The organism is Methanobrevibacter cuticularis, from assembly GCF_001639285.1.
Taxonomy (GTDB): Archaea; Methanobacteriota; Methanobacteria; order Methanobacteriales; family Methanobacteriaceae; genus Methanobaculum; species Methanobaculum cuticulare.
In genome coordinates this window covers 1-11,990 of record NZ_LWMW01000133.1, presented here as the reverse complement: position 1 = coordinate 11,990, position 11,990 = coordinate 1, and the positions used below count along the sequence as shown (strand labels likewise).

9 protein-coding genes are annotated in these 11,990 nt (G+C 26.2%); 6 read left to right on the top strand and 3 right to left on the bottom strand.

Translation table 11 applies throughout. The features are described 5' to 3' along the window. The first annotated feature begins 897 nt into the window (after window positions 1-897). Window positions 898-2,244, top strand: a complete 1,347-nt coding sequence (locus MBCUT_RS08715) for an IS4 family transposase (protein WP_169805431.1) — start codon at window positions 898-900, stop codon at window positions 2,242-2,244. 475 nt (window positions 2,245-2,719) lie between these two features. On the opposite strand, the gene MBCUT_RS08710 is transcribed toward MBCUT_RS08715, so the two are convergent. Next, window positions 2,720-3,298: a nucleotidyltransferase domain-containing protein gene (locus MBCUT_RS08710; protein WP_067260292.1), complete on the bottom strand. Its 579-nt coding sequence runs from the start codon at window positions 3,296-3,298 to the stop codon at window positions 2,720-2,722. 475 nt (window positions 3,299-3,773) lie between these two features. On the opposite strand from MBCUT_RS08710, the gene MBCUT_RS08705 reads away from it, so the two are divergent. Continuing rightward, window positions 3,774-4,463, top strand: a complete 690-nt coding sequence (locus tag MBCUT_RS08705) for a hypothetical protein (RefSeq protein WP_067260291.1) — start codon at window positions 3,774-3,776, stop codon at window positions 4,461-4,463. A 204-nt stretch (window positions 4,464-4,667) separates the two neighbouring features. Here the strand turns inward: MBCUT_RS08705 and MBCUT_RS08700 are convergent, their stop codons facing one another. Further along, window positions 4,668-5,186 carry a CDP-2,3-bis-(O-geranylgeranyl)-sn-glycerol synthase gene (locus tag MBCUT_RS08700; RefSeq protein ID WP_067260290.1) on the bottom strand — a complete coding sequence of 173 codons (519 nt, stop codon included), beginning with the start codon at window positions 5,184-5,186 and terminating at the stop codon, window positions 4,668-4,670. A 998-nt stretch (window positions 5,187-6,184) separates the two neighbouring features. Between MBCUT_RS08700 and tes the strand changes: the two genes are divergently transcribed. The 3 genes from tes to hacB all read left to right on the top strand — a co-directional run bounded on the left by tes (window position 6,185) and on the right by hacB (window position 9,521). Further along, window positions 6,185-7,675 (top strand): tetraether lipid synthase Tes, encoded by a 1,491-nt coding sequence (gene tes / locus MBCUT_RS08695; RefSeq protein ID WP_067260294.1) that lies wholly within the window; start codon window positions 6,185-6,187, stop codon window positions 7,673-7,675. Window positions 7,676-7,824: 149 nt separating this feature from the next. Further along, complete coding sequence (locus MBCUT_RS08690; RefSeq protein WP_067260289.1) at window positions 7,825-8,847, top strand: beta-ribofuranosylaminobenzene 5'-phosphate synthase; 1,023 nt, start codon at window positions 7,825-7,827, stop codon at window positions 8,845-8,847. A 191-nt stretch (window positions 8,848-9,038) separates the two neighbouring features. Continuing rightward, window positions 9,039-9,521: a homoaconitase small subunit gene (gene hacB / locus MBCUT_RS08685; protein ID WP_067260288.1), complete on the top strand. Its 483-nt coding sequence runs from the start codon at window positions 9,039-9,041 to the stop codon at window positions 9,519-9,521. Window positions 9,522-9,945: 424 nt separating this feature from the next. Here the strand turns inward: hacB and MBCUT_RS11855 are convergent, their stop codons facing one another. Continuing rightward, the gene (locus tag MBCUT_RS11855; RefSeq protein WP_394327059.1) at window positions 9,946-10,194 is read right to left on the bottom strand and encodes a transposase; all 249 of its coding nucleotides are present in this window, start codon (window positions 10,192-10,194) and stop codon (window positions 9,946-9,948) included. A gap of 771 nt (window positions 10,195-10,965) precedes the next feature. Here MBCUT_RS11855 and MBCUT_RS08680 point away from each other — a divergent pair. After that, on the top strand, window positions 10,966-11,990 hold a 1,025-nt coding region (locus MBCUT_RS08680; protein WP_211263798.1), incomplete at its 3' end, for a right-handed parallel beta-helix repeat-containing protein.

Here is an 11,990-nt window from a genome sequence, read left to right as displayed (position 1 = left end):
AAAAGCAAGCAAATACATCAAATACACATTCAACAAAAAAACAAACACACTAAAAATAACCATAACCAACTTAGCATACAAAAAACTAGCAACCATCAAATTCAAAGCATACAGAAAAGCCTAAAAAATCTTTTTGGGAAGAATTAATTTATTCTTCTCTTCCATTTTCTCTTATTTTTTACATTTTCACTTCAAACATCACTAATTTTTAAATTTATGTCACGATTTCTATAACAATTTTTTAATTAAAGAGTTATTATAAAAATATGAAATTATAATTTTTAATATAACATTATAAATTTCTGGTAAAAACACTATATTCTTTTTTTTAGCTTCATTCTGTTATTATCTTTCGTGTGTTTGGGTAGTAGCGCTTTTTTGATTATATTCATTAAAGATAATGAATCATTTTTATAATTATTTTTTTAGAAGATTGTGTAGATGTTATCAGCCTACTTGAGATTTTATCTAGTATTTTTGGATAAAATAATGGGGAAATAGGGCAAAATCGAGAATTATGACTCATTTTTTTTAAAGATTTTTCGTGATATTTACTTAAATAAGGAAATGGGTGGAAAATTAGGGATGGGTTAAATAGCTTATTTTCATGAATATGATAATTTTTCTTGCTTAATTTTTTTATAAGTGACTTTAAGTTCTTTATATGTTTAGGGGGGAATGCTAGGAAGTTAAACAATTTGTATATACATTTTTAAGGTTATCTAATTGTTTGTTTTTGATTTAAGTATTTTGTTGATTTTTTGTTTTTATTTTTGTTCTGATTTTGTTCTTTTTCTTGTTTTTTGTTTGTTCTTTTTTCTTTAATAGTTAATTTTATTTGTTATTAGTGTTAAATTTATTAATATCTTATTGTGGAGGTGTGATAGTATTAATAAATTGTTTAATCGTGTTAATAGTGTGTTTGAAGATTTTATGAGTGAAGATATTCTTGAATTAGGTAGATTAGTTGAAGGTGCTTTTACTCGAGAACGAGTGTTGCATTTTAATAGAGTGGCTTGTTTTATGTTGAATAAAAACGGTTTAAGTCAGTCCATGGAAGTTTATAATTTTTTTTCTAATTTGAATATTCCTGAATTTACAAGGGAAGCATTTTATCAAGCTAGAATGAAGTTTAACCCTTTAGTATTCAAGAAAGTTAATGATAATTATCTCGAAAGATTTTATAAAACAGCTCCTGTTGAAAGGTTTAAAGGATATATTGTGCTGGGAATCGATGGTTGTGTAGCTGATTTACCTAATCATCGATTATTAAAAGGTGAATATGGAGGAATAATAGGAACAGACACAGATATTATTAAAACTAAAGCACAAACAAGTGGGGTTTATGATTGCTTAAATCATATGATGATTGACTTTCAAATAGCACCTTATAAAACTAGTGAAAAAGAACTAAGCAAGTATAACATGAAAAATGCATTGAAACATTTCAAAAAAGAGGAACAGCTCCTAATATTCGATAGAGGATACCCATCATTCGAACTATTCCATTATTTAATCTCAAACAATATAAAATTCATAGCTAGAGTGAAAAACAACCAATATAAAAAAGAAAAAAAGAAAATCAAAAGCAATAACGGAATTATGAACATAGAACTTAATATCTCACGATTAAATCATATTAAAGATGAAAAAACTAAAAAAAATCTTTTAAAAATGGGAGATCTTGAATTAAGACTTATTAAAATCCCAAAAAAAGATGAAGAAATACACTTGATAACAAATTTCTCACTAAAAGAGGCAAATTACGAAGAAATTACTGAATTATACCGTAAAAGATGGGAAATCGAAAAATCATTCGAAGTATTAAAAAACAAACTATATCTAGAAAACATAAGCGGATACACAAAAATAGCCATAGAACAAGACTTCTACTCACAAATACTCACCTATAACATGGTACAAGACATAAAAAACTACACAGACAACATTCTAAGAGAAAAACAACGACACAAAAGAATACAAGAAAAAGCACAAAAGACCTTAAAGAAAAAAAAGAACAACCATAACAAAAAAGTTAATACAAACTACTTAATAGGCCTATTCAGAAAAAACATCCTACAAATATTCAAAGAAAAAGATTATAAAATAGCACTCACAATATTTAAAGAAATGATAGAAAAATCCCTAAAAATATACATATATGAAGTACCTGAACGAAAATTTAAAAAAATAAAAAGACGAGTATCCCCAAAAAACAAAACAAACATACGACGAAACTCATAAAAAAAAACCCCCACAAAAAAACCCCAACACAAAAAAAATACTCAAAAAAAAAGTTATAAAAACCATCACAAAAAACTGCCCTAGCGCACGCAAACTAAAAAAAAACACAGTTTCAAAAGGCTAAAACAGTCAATTTCAATTGTTTAACTTCCTAGCATTCGGGGGGGGGGGGATATAGTCTATGAAATTAGTTCTTGTTTGTAGTTTCTTCTTGTTTTGGTATTGGAGTGTGTAGGATGGATATCTTTATATATGGGTAATTACTATAGGTATGTTTGTCCAGTAATTAGAAGTTAATAGTTTAATAGTATACTAACTGTTCTTTATATGACTAACAAGTTTTTTTTTATTTATTAATAAATGGGTTTTTAACATGATTAATGAGACACGAGATTACTCATTTTCTAAAATATTGATTTGAGTTATGGATGATATTTATCCAAAATGTTCATGATACATTTTTTAAATATTATTCTTATTTATCGATATTTTTTATTAATTGATAGTAATCTTCTATTCCATTTAAAATAATATTTTGTTTTATGGCTTCATTTACTACATTGAATTCTTTTTTTGTAGCTGATTGCTTAAATTCTTCAAAATCTAAAAAAACTGGATGAATATCATATGGGAGAATTTTTATTTTTCTATCAATATTTTCATGATATTTTTCTTCGCTTATAATCATTAAATCAATATCTGAATGTTTATTGTAGATGTTTTTTCCATATGAACCAAATAATAAAACTATTCGTGGAAAATAAAATTTACTTAAAAGATTAAAGATATTTTTTATTTTACTATTTTTTAAAATATCCTCTCTCCTACTATATTCTGCTTGAAAAAAATATGGATTTGGATTTTTTAAAGGTTTAATAATATTTGAATTACCGATTTTCTCAATTTTAATAATATTCTCTTTAGACAACTTTTTTATAAGATTATAAATATTTTTATAATCTTTATTCAATTGATGAGCAATATTTCTAATACTTAAATCTTGATTCTCATTAGACAAAACATATTTTAAAATTTCATTAGAGTTTGAACTCATTTTATCATCGATAATAATTATGGTAGATATACCATAATACTATGGTATTTTTACCATATAACTATTTTGATATTGATAGATAACTTTTTATTTTATTTAATTCCTGAAATAATTTTTAAGTAAACATTACTTTTAATAGCTATTTTAAACTCTTTATTTCTTAGCTATTTGATTATTAATCAAAATCACATTAAAATAATATCTAATGGGACACATCTCATTATTAAAATAACGGGATGGATGCTAAATTTTAGTAATACAATAGTAAAGTAACTATATACTTTATTCTTAATTTTACTATTATTTTTTTAATAGTAACTACCACTTTTTAATAATGCTATTAAATTAAATAAGAAATAGTAGTATCTTAAATCAAGTCTACTATATTTAAATAGATTAAAAACAAATAATCTTTTTTATTTATGAAATTATTTATTTATCAAAACTAAGTTATGATGAATTACCTGAGGATATAATGATATCAAGACATAAAACTATTATAACAATATTTTTAATTCTATTACTTTCAATAGCTGGTACTTATTTCTTTCTAAATTCTTATAAAACTGAAGAAATAGGCTCACAATCTATTGGTTATGTTACAAAAGATACTTATTCTTATTTTTCGAATCCTTCTGCAAAAATAGCTATTATATCAGGTATGCATTCTCGTGAAAAAATCTCTAAGGATGTTTTACCATTAGTTTCAAAAGAATATGCATTATGGAATAATGTTGAAATTGTAAATTATAAGGTTGTAGTAACAGTTGATGCTGAAAAGTTTCTTGAAGGTAGACAAAATGGAGAGAAACTTGTTCATGATTATGTAGTACAAGACATCAATGCTTCAGATTTTGATCTTGTAATAATAGGGCATGATCATGAACAAGGATATGGTGAAGGATTTTACATAGCTACACCATCAATGGATAATAAATCAATAGCTTTAGCAGAAGTTGTTAGAGAACTTCCTGATTTCAATCACTATAAACGAGAATTAACTAAAGAGGCTCAAAGTTCTTCTATAACTGTGGTTGATGATCCAATAGTAGCTACTGGAACACCTTTGTTTGTTTATGAAATCCCTGAATGGTTAGGACTTGATGAAGCTTTCAAACAATCTTATGATCTTTTACAGGCTTCTTTTAATTTTATACAAAAATAGTAATAAATTTTTTTTAATCTCATTCAAACAACAATAATGTTTAGTTACATTGATGTGATGTGAGATTTTTGAGTATTCATAATTATTAAGTTTTGAGTATTCATAATTATTAAGTTTTGAGTATTCATAATTATTAAGTTTTGAGTATTCATAATTATTAAGTTATTAACAATTTTTTATTAACAGTATTTTTTGGATTAATGATTAGTACCAAACATCTTTGATTCCAATTAAATGTGCTATCATATTTGAAATAATGTGGACTATGAATGTTATTACTGCAATTATTAGCACTGCTGTCCAACTTATATGAATATATAGTGAGGCTAATATTAGTGCTCCTACTATAAAATCTAATTGGTCGAGAACAGGTGCAGGATTACCTCTAGCTATGTTTAAACGTCTTTTTATGAAACTTCCTACTCCATCTCCCAATAGTGCACCAAAACTTAGCAAAAAACCTAATATTAAACCATGGATAGGGCTTCCAATTATTATCCCTTGGATAATTCCTACAATTGTTCCAAGGATTGTACCAATAATGAAACCTCTTTGAGTTACACCGTCTCCGATTATTCTTCTTCCATCTCGAAAGTTTTTTGATAAATCAAGAGGAGTTCCTCCTCCGAATGCAAGGCCACTAATGTTTGCAATATATGCAGGTAATATTAAATAAACTGCATAAAGACAGGTAATGATAAAATCAGTGATATCTGGGCTCATTATTTTCCTCAAATTTATATATTTCTCAATATAACAATTTCTAAAATGATATTATAATTATGTTATTGTTTTTGAATATTTTAATTTTTAAAAGTGTATTTTGTATAGGTTATTGTTTTTGAATATATAATATTTATAAATATTTTATAATTAGATTCTTAATTGGATATCATATTTTATAATTAGATTCTTAATTGGATATCATATTTTATAATTAGATGTCTTAATTGGATATCATATTTTATAATTAGATTCTTAATTAATATCTATAAATTATATATCTATTATAACTAAGATATTATTATTAAATATAATATTATTAATATTATAGTTTAACTTATTTATTAATTAAAGTATCGTACTTAATATTATTAAATTCAGTTTATTTAATTTATTATTTAAGAATTTAATTTATTATTTATCTAATCATATTTAATTAATTTATTTAATATAATAATTTTCATTTCATTTTTCTTTGTAATATTATTTATCATCTTTTAACAATAAAATTTTATAATATAAGTTTATTATAATATTATAAATAATATAAATTAAATATAAATATGATATTATAGAAATAATAAAAAGTAAAATATATATCACTTGATTTTAGATTAACTATTCTTTCTGAAATCATATTTAAAATTCATATTTGGAATTATATGGAACAATTAAAATTAAATATGAGTATACTTGTATTCTAATTACAGATTTCAATTAATAAATTAGATTAATATTTCAATTTAATAATTAGTGAGAAAATTGCTAATAAGTAATACTACGAGTGATATATACTAATAGAATTAATGATAACAATTAATAATATTGTAATTAATAAATTTGATTTTATAGTTTAATTAAAAATCTAATAAAATTAATATTTGATATAATTTTTGGGAAAAGTTAAAATATAATAATTTTTAATATAGTTATTAATATAATAATTATTCAGTCATGATATTATAGATTAATAGGTGATCATTTTGGTTCATATTAAAATAACAAAGAGTTTATGTCCGGTATGTTTTAGAACAGTTGAAGCTGAGGTTTATGAAGAAGAAGGGAAAGTTTGGATAAAAAAAGAATGTCCAGAACACGGCAAATTTAATAATACTTATTGGACGAATGCAGAACTTTACAAAAGAGTTAACCAACATGATCCTACTGTAAAATCAATAGAAAATCCACAGGTTTCAGTTGAAGGGTCATGTCCTAACAATTGTGGTATATGTAATGATCATGAAACAAGTACTGTATTAGGATTAATCGATGTTACAAATAGATGTAACCTTAAATGTCCTGTTTGTTTTGCAAATGCAGCTGCTTCTCAAAAACTTTTTGAACCAAGTTTTGATGAAATAAGACAGATGCTTAAGAATTTAAGAAGCTTAAAGCCATCTCCTACACCAGCTATTCAATATGCTGGAGGGGAACCAACTGTAAGAAAAGATATAGTGGACCTCATAAAATTGGCTAAAGAAGAAGGATTTTCTCATACTCAAATAGCTACAAATGGTTTAAGATTAGCTAGAAAAGAAAGTTTAGCTCAAGAATTAGCTGATGCAGGATTAAACACTGTATATCTTCAGTTTGATGGAATAACTGAAGAACCTTATATTAACAATAGGGGAAAGAATTTACTTCCGCAAAAATTACAAGCTATTGAAAATTGTAGAAAGGCAGATCTAGGAATAGTTTTAGTTCCAACTTTAGTTAAAGGCATTAATAATGATCAAGTTGGAGATATAATTCAATTTGCAATTGAAAATATAGATATAATCCATGGAGTTAATTTCCAACCGGTTTCATTTGCAGGTAGAACTCCAGCTGATCAGGTAGAAGAGCAAAGAATTACGATACCCGATTTCATTGATTTAGTTGGAAATCAAACAAATAATCAAATTCAAACAAACGATTTTTATCCTCCATCAGCTGTTGAACCAGTTTCTGATTTTATTGGTGCTTTAGAAGGGAAAGAACCATCTGTAACTCTTAACTGTCATCAGCATTGTGGTATAGCCACTTATATTTTCATTGATGATGGTAAAATCATTCCAGTTACACAGTTTGTAGATGTTGATAAATTCTTAGATTTCTTAGAGGAAAGTAGTGAAAGAATAGAAAATGGTGGTTTTGCAATAAAGCCAAGAATTTTAGCAAAGGCCACAAGGGAACTTCCGAAACTTTTAGACAAATCTAAAACTCCTGAATCTCTTGATATTTCTAAAATGCTATTAAATGTATTTAAAGACAGGTCTTATGATGCTTTAGGAGAATTTCACAAGAATTCATTACTTATTTCATGCATGCATTTCATGGATCCGTTTAATTTTGATGAAGATAGAGTTAAAAAATGTGTTATTCATTATGCAGTTCCAGATGGAAGAATAATACCATTCTGTACTATGAATTCTATGTATAGGGAAGAAATCGAAGAAAAATTCTCTGTTCCATTTAAACCAGGAAAAAAATCTCAACTTGATAATTGAAAGCTATTTTAAATTGAAGGATTAAGATTATGAAAACTTTGGTCATTCTATTTTGGTCATTCTAATACTATTTAGTTGTATTATGAATATCTTGGTTTAGTTAATAACAAATAGCTATCTTTAATTATTGAAGTTCTAAAGGGGATTAAATGATTATTAAAACACCTTCAAGATTACACATGACATTAATAGATCTCAATGGAGAATATGGTCGTTTAGATGGTGGTATTGGTCTTACAATAGCTAAACCAAATCTTGTATTGAAGGGAGAACCTTCTAAAGGAAATATTTCTGTAGATTTTAACTCACATATTACTGATAAGAATATAAGAGATACATGTAATGAGAAGATATTATCCTCTGCTTCAAAACTTCTCTCTTATTATGGTATAAAAAGAGGATTTCATTTTACAGTTGAAGAATTTTATCCTCCACATTCAGGTTTAGGTTCTGGAACCCAGATTTCTTTAGCTACTGCTAAGTTAATTCATGAACATTTAAAAAAGGATCAGTATGCTTCAAAATTGGATAATTTTGATAGTGAAATTAGTATCTCTAATCTTGGTAAGATTATTGGAAGGGGAGGAACATCAGGCATAGGGATTTTCTCTTTTGAACATGGTGGATTTATAATAGATGGAGGCCATAGTTTAAAAGAAAAAAAATCATTTTCACCTTCTTCGGCTTCAACAGCTAAGCCTCCGAGCTTAATTGGAACATATAATTTTCCAAAAGAATGGGATATTGTAATAGCTATTCCTAATGCAGATACAAGTGTAACTGGCATGAAAGAATTGGATCTTTTTAAAAAATATTGTCCAGTTCCCAAAAGAGATGTTGAAAAATTATCTCATCTTATTCTTATGAATCTTCTTCCTTTTTTATTAGAAAAAGATATTGAATCTTTTGGCAATGTCATTAATCACATTCAAAATCTGGGCTTTAAAAAAGTTGAAATTGATCTTCAGCCAGAGAAAGTAAAATCTTTGATGGCGAAAATGCATGAAGCGGGAGCATATGGTGTAGGGATGAGTTCATTTGGACCTACTGTATATGCTATAACTTGTGAAAACACTACTGAAGTTTATAATAGTGCTAAAGAAGCAATAGGTAATGATGGGATCGTCTTTATCACAAAAGCTCAAAATCATGGCTATGAACTCCAAGAATAAATTAAAATAATTGAAATTTATTATAATTTCTTGATATGACTACAAAAATAATTAAAATAATTGGAATTTATTATAATTTCTTGATATGACTACAAAAATAATTAAAATAATTGGAATTTATTATAATTTCTTGATATGACTACAAAAATAATTAAAATAAAAAGTGAATGATACGGTTTGGAAGTTTTACAATGGAAATAAAAGGGAAAATATGGAGATTTGGAGATGATATTGATACAGATGTTATTATTCCTGGAAGATATTTAAAAACATTTGATCCTAAAGATTTAGCAGCTCATGTACTAGAAGGGGAAAGACTTGATTTCTCTTCTAAGGTTAATAAAGGAGATATAATTTTAGCTGGTTCTAATTTTGGTTGTGGATCATCAAGAGAACAAGCTCCGGTAGCTATTAAACATTCGGGTGTCGATGCAGTGGTAGCTAAATCCTTTGCAAGAATTTTCTATCGTAATGCAATAAATATTGGTCTTCCTGTAATTATTTCGGATTTAGAAGCAGATGAAGGAGATATAATTGAAATTAATTTGGAAGGGGGAGTGATAATTAATAACTCTACTGGAAAAACATTTAAGATAGCACCATTTAAAAAGTTCCTATTAAAAATACTCCAAGATGGAGGTCTAGTAAACCATCATCTTAAAGAAAAAGAATAGCTATTTTTTAAATGAAGATAGCTTTAGTTTAAATATATGATATGTCATTTTTATTATTTTACTCATAGCTATCATTAATAATAATGAGGGTAATTTTTTTCTAATTTTAATTTATTTTTTATTAAGAAATTTATATTTTATTAAGAATTATATCAATTTGATTAAAATTATTATATGGTAAGTATATTTTATAAATAATGAGGGTAATTTTTTTCTAATTTTAATTTATAGTTTATTTTGGAAAGTTTAAAAATATAAATTATAAAGGAATTTAGAATTTCTTTTATGATATTAAAACTGTATATTTGCACATATCTGCGATTAATAGATTGTTGTTTATGTCAATTATGAATTTATCAATCCATTTTTTTTGTATATGACTTTTTGTCGATATTTTCATAAAAGCATTTTTCAAAATTTTTAATTAGAAATTCTTCATTATCGATAAATTCTGTGGATAATTCTTTTTTTTTATGGTTCTCCAGACCTGTTCAATAGGGTTAAGCTTAGGGGAGTATGGTGGTAAATGTATAAGGGTTATATTAAGGTATTTGTAAGTTTTTTTCAGTATTTTAGCGTTATGGACTGGGTAGTTGTCTAAAACAATGACTATTTCAATTTCTTTTTTTAAACGGGTTTTTTTTAGAGGTTTTAAAAGTTCGCTGTAGACTATTTCTAATATTTCTTCGAGCTTCTTTTTATTCTTTTTTTACTATAATTTTTTTTCCTAAAAGATTGTGTAGATGTTATTATTTTAAATGAGGTGTTAATCTAGTAAGTTTTGGAAAAAATAGTGTGAAAAATAGGATAAATTAGAGGATTATGGCTCATTTTTTTTAAATTTTTCATGATATTTGATTAAATGAAAAAATGTGTTGAAAGTTAGGTGATGGGTTAAATAGCTTATTTTTATGATAGGGATAATTTTTCTTGCTTAAATTTATTTTAACTGGTTTTAAGTTCTTTAAATGTTTAGGGGGGGGGGGGGCAATCTATGGAATTATATCTGCTTTCTAGTTTCTTCTTGTTTTGGTATTGAAGTGTGTAGAAGTGATATCTTTATATATGGGTAATTACTATAACTATGTTTGTCCAGTAATTAAAAGTTAATAGTTTAATAGGATACTAACTGTTCTTTAGATAACTAACAAGTTTTTTTTTATTTATTGTTAATGGTATAGTTAGTAGGATGATTGTTAAACATTTTTTAGTTTTTAAATAATAGCTGGCAGTACATGAATTATATATTTAAATAAAAAATATGGTTGATAAGTTCTAGTATATTATAAAATAAGAATATAGAATCAACATATTTTATGTTTTTTCACGATTCATAATCATAATGGAGTGTTGATTATTCTAAAAATGCTTAATAGAAGATTGATTACTATTAATGGGTCGTGAAAAACTAATTTAATTAAATAAAAATTATTAGAGGTGAATAATGTATAAAAATGAATTTAAGAAATTATCAACATTTGTGATAATTTCTGTAATAATAGCTATGGGTGCTTTTTGTTTAATCGGCACAGCAAACGCAACAGACTATACTATTGATAACACTACAGGTAGTATAAAAGTTAATGCAACCGACAATAGTACCTTTCAAGCTGGAGATACACTGTTCTTAGAAGATGGTGTATACTCAGGAGCAAATAATAAAGACCTAACAATCAACAAAAATATGACAATAGCTGCCGTGAACAAAGGTGGAGCAATAATCGACATGGAAAACAGTGGACGAGCATTCACAATAAATGCAGGAATCAACCTAACACTGATAAACATAACCTTCATAAACGGAAACATCACAGGTAACGGTGGTGTAATCACATCAACTGGAGCTAACACAATATTAACCATAACTAACTGTACATTCGAAAACAACACCGCAACTAATGGTGGAGCAATCTATATGAATGGAGATAATGGTATCAATTTGGTTGATAATTGTACTTTTGAAAACAACACTGCAAATAATGATGCTAGTGTTTTACGTATGAGTGGAGTTGGTTCTAGTAATACTCTTGAAAATTCAGTATTCATAAACAACAAAGCAAGTAATAGTCATGCTGCATATCTAAATGGAGATAATAGTGTTAATTTGGTTGATAATTGTACTTTTGAAAACAACACTGCAAATAATTTTTATGGTGCTTTAACTATGAATGGAGCTAGTTCTAGTAATACTCTTGAAAATTCAGTATTCATAAACAATAAAGCAGGTATTAATTATGGTGCTACATATCTAAATGGAGCTAATAGTGTTAATTTGGTTGATAATTGTACTTTTGAAAACAACACTGCAACTACTTATGGTGCTTTAGGTATGAATGGAGCTAGTTCTAGTAATACTCTTGAAAATTCAGTATTCATAAACAATAAAGCAAGTATTAATTATGGTGCTGCATATCTAAGTGGAACTAGTAGTGTTAATAATTGTACTTTTGAAAACAACACTGCAAATGA